Source organism: Paenibacillus sp. FSL H7-0442, from assembly GCF_038593105.1.
Lineage (GTDB): Bacteria > Bacillota > Bacilli > Paenibacillales > Paenibacillaceae > Paenibacillus > Paenibacillus polymyxa_D.
Genome location: NZ_CP151963.1, coordinates 5,370,328 through 5,384,309, shown reverse-complemented (window position 1 = coordinate 5,384,309; position 13,982 = coordinate 5,370,328). Strand labels below are relative to the sequence as shown.

Sequence of the window (13,982 nt, the reverse complement as noted above, 5' to 3'; positions counted from 1 at the left end):
TTTGATAACCGCAAGGAGCTACCCATGAAGAAAACATACTTGTATTGGCTGCTGCTGCCAGGTCTGCTCTTTCTGGCGGTGTTCATGGTCATTCCGATTGTGTTGACGATCGGTTCGACCTTCGTACAGAACAGCTCATTCACCCTAGAAGGCTATCTCCATTTCTTCAAGGACCCTTATTTTCTGAAAATATTGCTGACTACGCTGGAAGTCAGTGTCGTAACGACACTCGTGTGCGTATTACTCGGCTTCCCGACGGCTTATTATATTTCGCAAAAGGCCCCGCGTCGTAAAGGGATTTTGTTAGCGCTGGCTATTTTCCCCTTGTTGACGAGTCCGGTGGTGCGGTCATTCAGCTGGATGGTCATTCTGGGTCGCAAGGGACTGTTAAATAACGTGCTCATCGGTTTAGGACTTGTAGATGAGCCGCTGAATATTTTGTATACTCCGGCAGCGATGATTATTGGTCTGGTTCATTTGTTTTTACCGCTGATGATTATTTCACTGATTGGTGTACTCGAAAATATCGACGGTGATCTTGTTCATGCTGCTCAGAGCCTCGGGGCCTCCAGATTCAGCGCATTTCGTAAAATCGTATTTCCGCTGTCTGTGCCGGGCCTGATCATTGGAAGCATTCTCGTTTTCGTGGGCAGCCTGACTGCATATACGACACCAGCACTACTTGGAGGAAAACAGCGGGTTATCGCTACATTTTTGTATCAGAACGCGATGACGCTAAACGACTGGTTTTTAGCTTCTGTTATTGCAACAATTATGATTGTTATTACATTTATCGTGGTCGGTCTCTTAAATAAGGCGGCCCATAAACTCAATCCGAAGGGGTAGGTGGATATGCGGGAGAAACATTACGGACTAGGCTTCTTTAGCCTGCTGGTCTTCATCTTTCTGCTCGGTCCGCTGTTGATCATATCGGTCACTTCTTTCGAGCCGGGCACGGTATTAAAATTCCCTCCGCAGGGCTTTTCCCTGCGCTGGTATGAAAATATTTTTGAAGTGGATTTGTTTATGTCCACGTTCAAAACGTCCATTGTGGTCTCTCTGCTAGGCAACATTTTGGCACTACTGATCGGTATGCCTGCAGCCTATGCGCTTAGTCGTTTTTCGTTTCGCGGGAAGGATGCGCTGAATGCTTTGTTCCTCTCCCCTTTGCTCATACCGGGTATTGTGCTTGGTTTTACGCTGCTGCGTTATTTGATCATTGTGTACCATTTACCAGTATATGCTGGACTATTGATCGGACATACGGTGATTATGTTGCCGTTCATTATTAGAGTCATTGCATCCAGTTTGTCTAACTTTGATTTTGCGATTGAGGAAGCAGCGCTTAGTTTGGGGGCTGGACGGCTGGAAACCTTTTTCAAGGTGGTTCTGCCCAACATCCGCTCAGGCATTATTGCGGCTATCCTGATTGCCTTTCTGGAATCATTCAACAATGTCGACATTTCCGTCTTCATGACAGGACCGGGCTTCAGCACCCTGCCCATTCAAATGCTGACTTACGTCGAAAATTATTTTGACCCGACGATAGCGGCGATTTCGGTTATGCTGATGATTTTGACCGGTATCCTGATGTTCTTGATTGAACGACTGATGGGATTGTCTTACTTCACTAAAAGGTAATGGAGGCTTCAACCTTATGGCACTGCTTACTCTGGATCGCGTATCGGTCGCTTATGACAACCAACTGATCTTGCAGGATTTCGATTTGCAGCTCGAACGGGGGCAATTGCTCTCGTTGCTCGGACCGAGTGGTTGTGGCAAAACGACCACACTTCGTCTCATTGCAGGATTTCTCGAAGCTAAACAAGGAACATTTTTATTTGGCGATAAGGATTATACTCGGGTTCCGGTGAATAAACGGAACTTCGGCTTTGTATTTCAAAGTTATGCACTCTTCCCACATTTGTCTGTTTTTGATAATGTTGCCTTTGGTTTGCGGTTACGCAAAGTAAAGGAAGATGATGTGAAGCGCCGCGTTATGACGATGCTGGATACGGTTAGCCTGAGGGGATTTGAAAAACGTTTCCCTGGTGAATTGTCAGGCGGACAGCGTCAACGTGTTGCGATTGCGCGAGCGCTTGTGATTGAACCCGATCTGCTGTTGTTTGATGAACCTCTGAGTAACTTGGATGCTAACCTGCGTGTAAATATGCGTGTGGAAATCCGCCGTATTCAACAGGAACTGGGCATCACTACTGTATACGTATCGCATGATCAGGAGGAATGTTTTTCGATTTCTGACCAGGTTGCGATTATGAATAAGGGGAACATCGAACAATTAGATGCTCCATCGACCATTTTTAAATATCCGACGACCGAATTTGTTGCCCGTTTTATTGGGTTTAATAATTTTCTAAGCTTTGCTGAGCGTACTGAAGAAGGAGATCGTATTCGACTGAATACAGGCGATCTTTCGTTCGGCGTAGCGCGTAATCAGGGTACGGCCCAGCCGGGTGCTCGTCAGGGCGCTATTCGCCCGGATGATTTGGTCATTCGAACAGAAGGCAACGAGACAGGAGAAAATGAGCTTCCCGGTATTATTAAGGTAAGTACTTACCTGGGGCGTAGCTATCAGTATGTGGTAGAAACGGCGAAAGGCAACTTTACGGCTAATCAGGAAATGGATACGCCTTACCTGAGTGGTCAGCGGGTTACCCTGCATTTTCCGGCAGATAAAATGGTGCTGGTCCAATAATCAGCGGGTTCGATGAAGGAGATACATCATGCGTGCAGACAAAATGATTTTACAAGTTAAGGTGTATAACAGTTACTACAAGACGTTCGAAGAAGGCAATGTAGCTATACTTGATGGCAAGTTTATGTATATCGGTCAGCGTGGTCTGGAGTCTTTCGAGGCTGCTGAAATTGTCGAAGGGCACGGGAAATATATGATTCCCGGCCTAATCGACATCCATTTGCATATCGAAAGCACAATGGTGACACCGGCAACCTTTTCCTATGGGCTGATTCGCAATGGGGTAACGACGATTGTACCTGAACCGCACGAAATGGCGAATGTCTTCGGATTGGAAGGCATTCAGGAAATGATGGAAGCCAGCAAGGATTGCGTGGCTGATATGTTCTACGGCATCCCAAGCTCTGTCCCGGCAACGCCGCTCGAAACCTCAGGAGGCGAGATCGGTATTCCCGAAATTGATGCGCTGCTGCAAACCGGTGAAATGATCTGCCTGGGTGAAATTATGAACTATGTGGATGTCATTCGTGATCCGGAGAGCAAGACGAATCGCATCTTACGCCATGTTCGTGAGCACTACCCGGAGCTGATCATTGAAGGTCATACGCCACAGTTGCTTGATCTGGACCTGCATCAGTTGATCTATGCGGGGATAGGCTCAGACCATACTCATCAAAGTATTGAAGGTATGAAGGCGCGGATGGCTGCAGGGATGTTTATTGAAATCCAGGAAAAATCCATGACCCCTGAAGTGATGGACTATCTTATTCAGGAAGATGTGGCACAGCATTTTTGCTTTGTAACGGATGATGTGATGCCAGACTCTTTCGTAGAGCGAGGGCATCTGAACCATATTGTAAGTAAAGCAATCGGAATGGGCATGAAGCCTGAGGATGCCATTTATGCAGCTACGTTTACTCCTGCTGCACGGATGCGTATGCATGACCGCGGAACCATTGCACCGGGAAAAATAGCTGACTTTGTACTGCTGTCGGATCTTGGTCAATTTGATGTGGAGCAAGTCTATAAGGACGGACTCAAGGTATTCGATAAGTTCGAGGAATACCATCAAGCACCAATAAAATCCCGCTTTCCCGCCCACTTTTATCAAAGTGTGAAGCTCAATCCGCTCACGGAGCAGGATTTTACTGTAAAGTTGGATGTAGCTGATGGCACACATCAATGCCGTGTCATGATGGTCAAAGATGGCTCTACTTTTACAAGTGAACGGATTGCACCTGCACAAGTAGAGCAGGGGGAACTGGTATGGGAACATGGTGAACATGGACTGATTGCTACGTTTGAGAGGTATGGAAAGAATGGCAACCGTGCTTACGGTTTGATCGGGGGAGATACGATTAAACGTGGGGCAGTGGCAACCACCTATTCGCACGATAACCATAACTTGCTGGTCGTAGGGCATAACAAGCAAGATATGATACTGGCCGCGAATACGGTTCTTGCCAGCCAAGGTGGTTTTTGCGTAGTTGAAAATGGCAAGGTGCTGTCCCATTTGCCTTTAACCGTAGGCGGGATCTTAACAGAAGGACCGCTGGAAATGGTTGCGGCGCATGTGAAGGAGCTGCGTTCAGCCTTGCTGTCGCTGGGCTACCGCCATTACAATCCAATCATGTCGCTGAGCACGCATTCTTTGCCGGTCAGCCCGGCCTTGAAAATTACCGATCACGGCCTGATTGATGTAAATGCTGGCAAGGTTGTACCTTTAATCGTGGAAACTTCAGAGATGCAAGAATAATAAAAGAGCCGACCCTCTTATGGGCCGGCTCTTTTTTGATGCTTTAGCAGACAAAGTTAACATCTTCTATCCTCCTATTGATGTAACCTATGTATAAAAGATAAACAAGTCTTGATTCTGGGTACCCGATTGCATGTAGAGTTTGCTTTACAATTAGTTCATGTAATCTTCATGATTAAAATCGAATAAGGACTTGAAAAACATCATCACAGTGTTATAATTAAAACAGGATTTAGATTAAGTCTAAATTAATCGATTAAGATTTATTAGATTGACGCATGGAATTTTGAAGAAAATCAGACACTACTGCTAACGAGCATCCAAGCTTTACACCAACTATATTTGAACGAGAGGGGATTTTAAACATGAGTACATTAAATCATACGAACGCACCTACACAAGAGGCTATTCAAGAATTGCACAAGGCATTGAATCGTCAGGTAGCTACCTGGTCTGTATTGTACACGAAACTGCATTATTTCCACTGGTATGTGAAAGGACCTAAATTCTTCACATTGCATGCTAAATTTGAAGAACTTTACAATGAAGCAACAGCTAATCTAGATACGATTGCTGAACGATTGTTGGCTATTGGTGGCCGTCCGGCTGCGACCTTGAAGGAGCATTTGCAACTTTCAGCTATTCAGGAGTCCGCAGGTGAGCAGACAGCTGAGGATATGGTGAAGTCCGTTGTTGCTGATTTTAAAACCATCACCGTTGAGCTGGCTAATGGGATGGAAGCAGCGGAAGCGGCACAGGATAAAGCGACAGAGGATCTTCTTAACGGCTTAAGAGAAGCAATGGATAAACACATCTGGATGCTGAGTGCGTATTTGGGATAACCCATTGGTATAGACTTCCATGTATATGGAGATCAGGTGAACAAGACACACATCCCGTTGGTTCCACTCTGCCACTGGAGTATAATAACGAGAAGGCGTGAAAGACCACAGGCTCTAGAGTCATAGAGCTTCCGGGATGGGGTGTGTGTTATGGAAGTGAAACAACAGCTTTTGCATGAAGCGGAGCAGTTTATATATACATGTTATGAGGAGCTGGGCAGAAGCCGCGATGAAGCGGAGGCCCGGCTTCTTAATATTCGTCACGACATAGAGACTACGGGAATGTATGATCATACGTACGAAGAGCTGGAGCACGGGGCACTCATGGCTTGGCGCAATAGCAATCGTTGCATCGGTCGCTTATTTTGGGACAAGCTTTTGGTCAGGGATGCGCGGGGCGCGTCAGATGCAACGGAAGTGGTTCGCGAGCTCTTGGAGCATATACGCATAGGAACGAATGGCGGTAAAATTAAGCCAACGCTTACTGTATTCCGCGCCTCCAAGCCAGGGCAGCCGAATATCCGCATCTGGAACCATCAACTCATTCGTTACGCTGGATATGAAACCGATCAAGGGGTCATCGGGGACCCGATCTCGGTAGATTTTACCAATACTTGTAAAGACATGGGCTGGCAAGGAGCGATGACTCCTTTTGATATATTGCCACTGGTTGTGGAAGCAGGCGGGCGGCCTCCCGAGCTATATGATATTCCTGAACATTTGGTAATGGAGGTGGCCATTGAGCATCCAGAAATCTCGGGTTTCGCTTCCTTGGGATTACGTTGGTATGCTGTGCCTATGATTTCGGACATGACGCTGGAGATTGGCGGTATCATCTATACAGCGGCTCCCTTTAACGGCTGGTATATGGGAACAGAAATCGGCGCCCGCAATTTTGCGGATACCTTCCGCTATAATATGTTGCCACAGGTGGCTAAGCTGATGGGGCTGGATACGACGAGTGAAACAACGCTTTGGCGTGATCGGGCGCTGGTGGAATTGAATATTGCTGTGCTGCATTCTTTCAAAAAGGCGGGAGTCAGCATTGTCGACCACCATACCGCAGCGGCACAATTCAAGCTGTTTGAGGAACGGGAAGCCAAGGCTGGGCGCGCACTGACAGGCAATTGGACATGGCTGATTCCCCCGCTATCCCCGGCGACAACGCATATTTTTCATAATTCCTACGATAATCGGCTTGTGAAGCCGAATTTCGGAGTTCAAGAGAAGTCGTATATGTCGAGACAGGCTAATACAGCATCAGATACAGTGCTTCAGCAGAAACGCCAAGGCTGTCCTTTTCATTCCGGATAACGATGGGAATGACCTGATTGCTGCATTAGGACTCGAGCTTATCCCATGCAACGATAAATAGGGTAGCCAGTGGTCCTATTAATAGGGAGAGAAAAAACCAATTTAGCCCGCTCCGATTTTTGGATTGTGCCAAGCCGGCATTAATCAGGGCAAGTGTTCCCCAGCCTACATAATAATCTTCTGACATGGTATTCTCCTTTGTAAAAAGGTATAATATCGTACTGTGTATGGTATGAACACATCCATAATTTCATGAATTTAGAGTAAATATCACTTTATATATTCTGGTTTGAGGAGCGAAGCTAAGTTGGAAAGATATCAGGCAGAGCGCATTGTCGCTGAGCTTTTGGAACGGGCTGCTATAGGTGTGACAGTCAAGCTGGAGAAACGTTTTCCTGGTGGAAGGCTGATTGGGGGCAAATATGCTATGAATGCTCACGCCATTACCATGTATACAGACGTTATCGAAACACAGTGTTTACAGATGTTCGGCAGCATTGATCGAGTTGAGGAGTATTTTACAGTTGTGCTTGCACATGAGATTGGGCACGCCGCCGATACGGAATTAGTGGACCTCTCCGATGCGTTGGAGCAAGAGAGTGGGATAGGGACCCGGCAACGACTTGCGCTGCAAATTGAAGAAAACGCATGGAATTATGCGCTTGGGCTGGTGCCTGAAATAGATGCAACGTTTATTTCTGCCGTAATAGACGAGTCCTTGCTGGCCTATCGGGTCCCGATTATGGAGCAGTCTGACATTGCGTAACAAAGATGATCCGAGAGCCGTCAGGCTCTTTTTTTGTTGATTAAAACAGACGAGATTGGGTCGGATGATCTAAAGGAGTAGCTTTTTAAGCTGCGACACGCGTCCCTGGGATAGTTCGAGCATTTCGGCTAATTCTTTTTGAGATACATTAGGGTGCTCCTGCATGAGCTGTTTTAGTTTATTCAGGAGATCATTCTGATTTCTGTAACTCCTTCTTTTCTTGGGCTGGACAGGACGTGCTTCACTCAAATGACTAGAAGGATTATCGCTCTTCAGATTTTCAATACAACTTTTACATATCAGATGATCCCTGAAATAGCTCAAATGATCTACGGCACCACAAAAATAGCAAGAAACCCCCGTATACTTGCGAATCATCAGTCCCTCTGGAGTAATAAAAAAATCGAGGGCATCTCCAATATTAATATTCATAGAATTGCGCAGCTCCTTAGGCAGCACAATGCGGCCTAAATGGTCTAATGGCCGTGTCATTCCTGTGTTCTTCATCATTTTTCCCCTTTCCTGAAATGCGCTTATAGTTGTAGGAATTGTATGTATATATGCTGGAAGTACAAAGCGCTTATATTACAGTTTGTTTTGGTATAGCTATGCTGAAAAAAAGCTCCGGCATGACGAACAATTACGTCTGCCGGAGCATTGTACAGCCAATGAATCTAAGATGTCATGTCGAATTACTGTGGGTTGGTTGTCCAAATACCGGCTACTTTTAATTGAACCCGTGGAGGCAGTTTCAATGTGGCTAATGTCAGATCGGCCAAATCCTGCGGTTGAAGCATGCGATCCTCGTCACCAATAGGTAATCCTGCGTTTGCCGCTAGTTCTGTATTGACAGTGCTTGGAGTCAGCGCGGTGACGCGAATGTTAGATTTGCGAACTTCCTGCATCAGTGCTTCTGTGAAGCCCATCAAAGCAAATTTGGATGCGCAATATGCCGAGCCTGTTGCAAAACCTCGTTCTCCTGCCGTCGAGGAAATATTAATAATGTTTCCGCTCTTTTGTGCCAGCATGCTTGGAAGCACAGCATGTGTGACATAATAGGTTCCCATCAGGTTTACGCGAATAATACGTTCCCACTCTTCGGGGTCCATCTCCGCGACTGTGCCAAAGGTAGCAATGCCTGCATTGTTAATCAAAATGTCGACAGCGCCTAGCTCATGTTCTAGTGAAGCTACAGCGGCAGCGGCCTGTGAGCGATCCGATATATCTGCAACAGCACTCACCACTTTCACACCGTATGTACTCCCCAGTGAATCCTGCAGCTTTTGCAGGTCAGTCAATGTGCGTGAAATTAATCCCAGGTTAACGCCTTCCTTAGCTAAAGTTTCGGCAATTGCTTTACCGATTCCTTTACTGGCTCCTGTAATAATAGCTGTTTTATTCTTAAGTTCCATCCAGTCTCCTCCTTATTAATCTATAATGTGGTTGTGCATCTGGGCACATGGTTACATTATACAAGGTTAAACTCATTGAACCAAACTTCGCCTCTGATGAGGCATTCATTTGGAGGTCTCTATTTGGAAATATAAATATCCCCTGAAGTGGTTTCGACCTTAATCACGTTCACACTACCGGGAACAGATTCGGGAGTATTGATACTCCCAGAGTCAGAGCGGACATTATAAACACCTTTAAAATCGGGAGCTTGCTTAATCTTCACGTCACCAGAATCAGCATTCACTTCCAAGTTGGCTACGGCACGTTGCGTAATATTTGTCTCCCCTGAGGTTAGGGAAATAAGGCCATTACCGCTATAATCGCGAATGGTAACATCACCTGAAGTAAGCTTTAACTCCATATCTGCTGCAAGCTGACTGGCTGTAAAATTGCCGGATGTTAAATTTGCGATCAGGTGGGTACTTTGGAGGTTTGTAATCTCGGCAGTGCCTGAAGTAGCGGTGATGGAAGTATTCTGCACGGAGGCATCCTGAAGTTTTACATTCCCTGAATGTGCATCTACCTGTAGGTCAGTTAGTGTTTCGCCAGAGGGCATCTCTACGGTAATCGTTTGATCCAAATCAGGAGTGATCGAAAAGAATGACAAGGAAGGGGCCGGCTCCGATTGAATCGTAAGCTTACTGTTCTCAATTCGGGCATTATGAATTTGGTCGGCTACCTTTGTCTGAACTTCTCCACTAATGCGTATCGTACCTTGGTCGCCAGAGCCAGGAGTAAACAAAATAGAGACATCATCAGAGCTGTCCACCTTCAGCTTCTGTAGCTGACCACGTGTAAACGTCCATTTTTTGTTAATCGCAGTTGTTTCCTTCATGACTTGTTGACTCCATGGGGCACCGTAGGCCACCATTCCGGCTACACCGATGACAATGCACAGACCTGCTGCAATAAACCACTTTTTATTCATGTTGTTAGTAAGCTCCCCTCAGGGTAGTCAGATTCCATTTCCAGTATCGTACAGTGCCCCTGACCATAAGGAGTAAGAGATAACGTACTCCAGGCAGCAGCAATAGACCTATACCCGTCAACGTGATAGAGAAAAAGAATTTGGCCGGGTAAAAGGTGCTGTTTAGCGCATAATCAGTAACGGCGAGAAGGGGGGCTGCAATGAAGCTAACCGCTACCACGGTCAATGAAACCCATACTACCCATAGGGTAGCCATAATTGGGATGGAGATCAGCAAGTTAAGAAACAGTAGCCCTAAGAAAGTAAAAAGATTGCGTGCGAAGCTTCCCTGGCGAAGCGGAGGAGAAGCGTTCCAGGCTGCATTGGGATCATCCAACGCTTCTCGGGCAATATCCTCTGGGTTACCCAGCTCATTGGCAATCTCACTTTCGCTTTTGCCATTAACCAACCCGTAGTCAAAATGCTGGCTCAAATCACTAAGCAGCTCATTGCGTACCTCTGCAGGGAGAGGAGAAAGACGCTGTTCCACCTCTGTAAGAAACTGTTTTCTATTCATCGGAATTTCCTTCCTCCAGTAGGCTTGCGACATTATGGACAAAATCATTCCATTCCCGCGTAAGTATTCTTGTATAATGACTGCCAGTATCGGTCAGCCGATAATATTTGCGAGGAGGCCCCTCGGTCGATTCCCGTAAATACGTTGTGCAGTATCCTTCTGATACCAGACGGCGAAGCAGTGGATATAGGGCTCCCTCGGCTACTTCAATATGACGGGAGACGGCTTGCGCCAACTCGTAGCCATAACGGTCTTTGCGTCCAATTAGAACTAGAACGCACAGTTCCAGTACCCCTTTTTTGAATTGGATGTTCACATTCACGAGCGGTGCTCCCTTCCTGGATGTTATCAATAATTCATAGGTGTCGTTCGGAATAAGGGAAAGAAACGTGTGTTTGTGCATAATTTGTCACGGGTACTAATTATAGAACAGTAGTCAGGTATAATTTAACATCATGTACTGATTAATGCAAGGTACTAAATTTTTAATAATAAAATATTTGTGTCAAAATGGACAGATTTCCTTCCTTGGAGGTTTTATTGAGTAGCGAATGTTGTAGAAAAAAGTATTTTTTTTTGGGAATTCATCGAAATATGGCTGGAAGCACAGATAGGATGCCGCTTTAATTTCATTCATTAAAATGATAGATTGTAAAGTATTCAACAGGGTTAAAAATTACTTTTTATGAAGAGGTGGATAAAGAATGGGCTGGAAACATTGGTATATGGAACTGGAACAGGATGATGAGTCTTGGGATGTATCTGAGGAGATTGTTCTGCGTGGTGTAGTGCAACTTGATTTTTGCGGGCAGCCCTCGGAAGTAGAAGTCGAATTTATCGTGGGAGCCGATTCCGAAGAACAGGCACAGACTATAGAAGAACCTACACTGTTGCAAAAAAAGACATGGGAGCAGTATATGGAATATTCATCAGCTATTCATCCTCAAGTGTTGGAATCCATACACCATCATTATGCTGGCATCGTGGAAAAGTATCGGAATGCTTACAGTACATGGGGAGAGGACCCGGATGAATATGCGCCTTATGTGGAGCGGCCGGAACAATTGTTGAATCGAATACAGCTTATGTCTATATTGATTTCCGACTCATCGGCAAAGGATGAACTGTATTTGAATTTTAGTTGTTCCTGGGATCGAGAACATGGCTTAGGCGTACATATGAAGCAGATGAAAATGGAGCATATTCAAGGCGCTTATACATTATATGACCTAGAATAAATCCCCTTCCCGGGCTTTTAGCAGAAAGGACCGGAAAGGGGAACAGAATATGTTGAAAATGAAGGCGTGATTCGAAACGATAAAAAATTAGTTGGATACAGCCAAAGCAGCCCGGGCTGCTTGAGCCGCTTGTACCATTTGTCGCAAGGCGGCGACAGATTCCTCTTTGGTGCGGGTTTTCAGACCACAATCCGGATTAACCCAGAACAAATCTGATGGCAGTACGCGCAGGGCACGCTGGATCATGCTTAGCATTTCAGATACATCGGGGATGCGCGGACTGTGGATATCGTACACGCCCAGACCGATGCCTTTGTCGTATACCTGATCTTCAAAGCTGACAATCAGTTCTCCGTGGCTTCGCGAAGTTTCAATAGATATAACGTCGGCATCCATGTCGGAGATGGACTGAATCATATGCTGAAATTCGGAATAGCACATATGCGTATGGATTTGGGTCGCAGGTTCAACGGTGGCCGTGGTCACAAGGAAGGCTTGAACTGCCCAATCCAGATAGGCTTGCTGTTGTTCTTTTTTCAGCGGAAGCCCTTCACGAATTGCGGGTTCATCGACCTGAATCATGCTGATGCCCGCTTGTTCCAGTGCCTCTACCTCTGCCCGTAATGCCAGAGCCAATTGTAAAGCAACTTGGCTACGCGGAATATCATTACGTTCAAAAGACCAGTTCAAAATGGTCACAGGGCCTGTAAGCATTCCCTTAACAGGCTTGGAAGTTAACGATTGAGCGAATGCCGTTTCTTCCACAGTCATGGGCTGATCGAAGGAGACGTCTCCGTATATAATCGGCGGTTTGACACAGCGGGAGCCGTAGGACTGCACCCATCCGTTTTGTGTAAAAGCAAAGCCATTCAGCTTTTCGCCAAAAAATTCAACCATATCGGTCCGCTCAAATTCCCCGTGTACAAGCACGTCAATGCCAATGTCCTCCTGAATATCAATCCATTCCTTGATTTGCTGTTGGATGAACGTCCGGTATTGCTCGGCAGACCATTCTCCTTTGCGATAGTGCAGGCGGGCCTTGCGGATCTCGGCGGTTTGCGGGAAGCTACCAATGGTCGTCGTAGGCAGTGGAGGCAACTTCAGCTTATTTTGCTGAATCTCACGACGCTCGGCGAAAGGAACGCTGCGTGTTAGAGGCTCCTTTGCCAGCAAGTCAGCCAGATCGTCAGCTGTTTGTACGCGTGCCGCTGAGCTGTTGAAACGGGCTACCGCATCTGCACTTTGTCCAAGCTTGGTGAGTGCGGATGGATCGTGTTTGCCAAGTGCAGCCGTCAGGACGGCGATTTCCTCAAGCTTTTCATCGGCAAAAGCCAGCGCTTGCACCAGTTCTCGATCCAGCTTGTGCTCTGCTTCCAGACTGACTGGCACATGCAGCAGACTGCATGATGGCTGTACGATAAGCTGCTCGGCAGTGGTCTGTTCTGCTAACTGACCCAGCAGGGTAGCCACAGCGTTAAGGTCGCTGCGCCATATATTGCGCCCGTCAATGACCCCAGCGCCCAGCGTTTTTCCTTTAGGGAAACCATGCTGCAATATATGCTGGAGATTTTCGCCATCATCATACACAAAATCAAGACCCAGTCCCTGTACCGGAAGTGCGGACAGACGCTCATAATGGTCCAGGCTGCCAAAGTAAGTTTGCAGCATTATATTTAAAGAGGGCGCAGCTTGGGCCAAAGCTTCATAGACTTCCTGAATAATGTCCAGATCCTCTACTGGGAATGAGGTGGTCAGGACAGGTTCATCGATTTGGACCCACTGAACACCTTCTGCTGCTAGTTCAGACAGGACACGGGTGTATAAAGGCAGGAAGGTTCTTATAATAGAAGCAAGCTCCTTGCGATCATAGCCTTTGGAAAGGGTAACGAATGAATAGGGGCCGATGAGGACCGGTTTCCCATCAATGCCTAGCTCTTGTTTTGCTTCACGATAAGCCCGTAAAGGTTTATTTTCAGTGAACACCGGGACTGCGTTTGCCAATTCGGGAACGATGTAGTGATAATTGGTGTTCATCCATTTGGTCATTTCACTGGCGGTTGCTCCCTTTTGTCCACGAGCGATCCCGAAATACACGGACAGAGGAATCGGACCTGCGGGACGATGGTTGAACCGTTCGGGTATCAGGCCAAACATCACAGATGTATCCAGCATGTGATCATAATAGGAGAAGTCTCCGACAGGAATGCGATCAATCCCCTTGTCACGCTGCTTGCTCAGATGCTCCAACCGTAGTCTTTTCATCTCCGTTTGCAGTTCGCTTTCGCTAATACTGCCGTTCCAGAAGCGTTCCAGTGCTTTCTTCCATTCCCGGTTTTCGCCGATACGCGGATATCCCAGATTACTGCTAATTAAGCCGGACAATTCAGGCCATTCAATGACGGACATGTACT

General features: G+C 46.5%; 15 protein-coding genes. 8 read left to right on the top strand and 7 right to left on the bottom strand.

What is annotated here, in order from left to right:
- Window positions 1-24: 24 nt before the first annotated feature.
- The 6 genes from MHH57_RS23790 (at window position 25) to MHH57_RS23765 (ending at window position 6,628) form a co-directional block, all read left to right on the top strand.
- Complete coding sequence (locus MHH57_RS23790; RefSeq protein WP_013312457.1) at window positions 25-846, top strand: ABC transporter permease; 822 nt, start codon at window positions 25-27, stop codon at window positions 844-846.
- A gap of 6 nt (window positions 847-852) precedes the next feature.
- Window positions 853-1,641, top strand: a complete 789-nt coding sequence (locus tag MHH57_RS23785) for an ABC transporter permease (protein ID WP_013312456.1) — start codon at window positions 853-855, stop codon at window positions 1,639-1,641.
- Window positions 1,642-1,657: 16 nt separating this feature from the next.
- Window positions 1,658-2,716 carry an ABC transporter ATP-binding protein gene (locus tag MHH57_RS23780; RefSeq protein WP_342434607.1) on the top strand — a complete coding sequence of 353 codons (1,059 nt, stop codon included), beginning with the start codon at window positions 1,658-1,660 and terminating at the stop codon, window positions 2,714-2,716.
- Window positions 2,717-2,744: 28 nt separating this feature from the next.
- A complete protein-coding gene (locus MHH57_RS23775) occupies window positions 2,745-4,472 on the top strand; it encodes an adenine deaminase C-terminal domain-containing protein (protein WP_342434606.1) in 1,728 nt (575 codons plus the stop codon).
- 365 nt (window positions 4,473-4,837) lie between these two features.
- Window positions 4,838-5,314 carry a Dps family protein gene (locus MHH57_RS23770; protein ID WP_039271713.1) on the top strand — a complete coding sequence of 159 codons (477 nt, stop codon included), beginning with the start codon at window positions 4,838-4,840 and terminating at the stop codon, window positions 5,312-5,314.
- Between the two features lie 150 nt (window positions 5,315-5,464).
- Entirely contained in the window at window positions 5,465-6,628 is a 1,164-nt protein-coding gene (locus tag MHH57_RS23765) for a nitric oxide synthase oxygenase (protein WP_165145974.1), read from the top strand.
- A gap of 25 nt (window positions 6,629-6,653) precedes the next feature.
- On the opposite strand, the gene MHH57_RS23760 is transcribed toward MHH57_RS23765, so the two are convergent.
- On the bottom strand, window positions 6,654-6,815 hold the full coding sequence (locus MHH57_RS23760) for a hypothetical protein (protein WP_176715742.1): 162 nt from the start codon (window positions 6,813-6,815) through the stop codon (window positions 6,654-6,656).
- A 120-nt stretch (window positions 6,816-6,935) separates the two neighbouring features.
- Here MHH57_RS23760 and MHH57_RS23755 point away from each other — a divergent pair, with 120 nt between their 5' ends.
- Window positions 6,936-7,394, top strand: a complete 459-nt coding sequence (locus tag MHH57_RS23755) for a hypothetical protein (RefSeq protein WP_029518623.1) — start codon at window positions 6,936-6,938, stop codon at window positions 7,392-7,394.
- A gap of 69 nt (window positions 7,395-7,463) precedes the next feature.
- Here the strand turns inward: MHH57_RS23755 and MHH57_RS23750 are convergent, their stop codons facing one another.
- From MHH57_RS23750 to MHH57_RS23730, 5 genes are all read right to left on the bottom strand, one after another.
- Window positions 7,464-7,901 carry an AbrB/MazE/SpoVT family DNA-binding domain-containing protein gene (locus MHH57_RS23750; RefSeq protein WP_029518622.1) on the bottom strand — a complete coding sequence of 146 codons (438 nt, stop codon included), beginning with the start codon at window positions 7,899-7,901 and terminating at the stop codon, window positions 7,464-7,466.
- A 185-nt stretch (window positions 7,902-8,086) separates the two neighbouring features.
- Complete coding sequence (locus MHH57_RS23745) at window positions 8,087-8,806, bottom strand: 3-ketoacyl-ACP reductase (protein WP_039271709.1); 720 nt, start codon at window positions 8,804-8,806, stop codon at window positions 8,087-8,089.
- Between the two features lie 119 nt (window positions 8,807-8,925).
- Window positions 8,926-9,777: a DUF4097 family beta strand repeat-containing protein gene (locus MHH57_RS23740; RefSeq protein WP_342434605.1), complete on the bottom strand. Its 852-nt coding sequence runs from the start codon at window positions 9,775-9,777 to the stop codon at window positions 8,926-8,928.
- A 4-nt stretch (window positions 9,778-9,781) separates the two neighbouring features.
- Entirely contained in the window at window positions 9,782-10,333 is a 552-nt protein-coding gene (locus tag MHH57_RS23735; protein WP_342434604.1) for a DUF1700 domain-containing protein, read from the bottom strand.
- Window positions 10,326-10,655, bottom strand: a complete 330-nt coding sequence (locus MHH57_RS23730; protein WP_342434603.1) for a PadR family transcriptional regulator — start codon at window positions 10,653-10,655, stop codon at window positions 10,326-10,328. Before MHH57_RS23730 ends, MHH57_RS23735 begins: the two co-directional genes overlap by 8 nt.
- Before the next feature lie 382 nt (window positions 10,656-11,037).
- Here MHH57_RS23730 and MHH57_RS23725 point away from each other — a divergent pair, with 382 nt between their 5' ends.
- Window positions 11,038-11,571: a hypothetical protein gene (locus tag MHH57_RS23725; RefSeq protein WP_342434602.1), complete on the top strand. Its 534-nt coding sequence runs from the start codon at window positions 11,038-11,040 to the stop codon at window positions 11,569-11,571.
- An 87-nt stretch (window positions 11,572-11,658) separates the two neighbouring features.
- On the opposite strand, the gene metE is transcribed toward MHH57_RS23725, so the two are convergent.
- On the bottom strand, window positions 11,659-13,977 hold the full coding sequence (gene metE / locus MHH57_RS23720) for a 5-methyltetrahydropteroyltriglutamate--homocysteine S-methyltransferase (RefSeq protein WP_342434601.1): 2,319 nt from the start codon (window positions 13,975-13,977) through the stop codon (window positions 11,659-11,661).
- Between the last annotated feature and the right edge of the window lie 5 nt (window positions 13,978-13,982).

Coding starts and splice junctions, on each gene's coding strand:
- MHH57_RS23725 (WP_342434602.1), top strand. CDS start 11,038: ATGGGCTGGAAACATTGGTATATGGAACTGGAACAGGATGATGAGTCT.
- MHH57_RS23785 (WP_013312456.1), top strand. CDS start 853: ATGCGGGAGAAACATTACGGACTAGGCTTCTTTAGCCTGCTGGTCTTC.
- MHH57_RS23770 (WP_039271713.1), top strand. CDS start 4,838: ATGAGTACATTAAATCATACGAACGCACCTACACAAGAGGCTATTCAA.
- MHH57_RS23750 (WP_029518622.1), bottom strand. CDS start 7,901: ATGAAGAACACAGGAATGACACGGCCATTAGACCATTTAGGCCGCATT.
- metE (WP_342434601.1), bottom strand. CDS start 13,977: ATGTCCGTCATTGAATGGCCTGAATTGTCCGGCTTAATTAGCAGTAAT.
- MHH57_RS23760 (WP_176715742.1), bottom strand. CDS start 6,815: ATGTCAGAAGATTATTATGTAGGCTGGGGAACACTTGCCCTGATTAAT.
- MHH57_RS23780 (WP_342434607.1), top strand. CDS start 1,658: ATGGCACTGCTTACTCTGGATCGCGTATCGGTCGCTTATGACAACCAA.
- MHH57_RS23775 (WP_342434606.1), top strand. CDS start 2,745: ATGCGTGCAGACAAAATGATTTTACAAGTTAAGGTGTATAACAGTTAC.
- MHH57_RS23765 (WP_165145974.1), top strand. CDS start 5,465: ATGGAAGTGAAACAACAGCTTTTGCATGAAGCGGAGCAGTTTATATAT.
- MHH57_RS23735 (WP_342434604.1), bottom strand. CDS start 10,333: ATGAATAGAAAACAGTTTCTTACAGAGGTGGAACAGCGTCTTTCTCCT.
- MHH57_RS23790 (WP_013312457.1), top strand. CDS start 25: ATGAAGAAAACATACTTGTATTGGCTGCTGCTGCCAGGTCTGCTCTTT.
- MHH57_RS23740 (WP_342434605.1), bottom strand. CDS start 9,777: ATGAATAAAAAGTGGTTTATTGCAGCAGGTCTGTGCATTGTCATCGGT.
- MHH57_RS23745 (WP_039271709.1), bottom strand. CDS start 8,806: ATGGAACTTAAGAATAAAACAGCTATTATTACAGGAGCCAGTAAAGGA.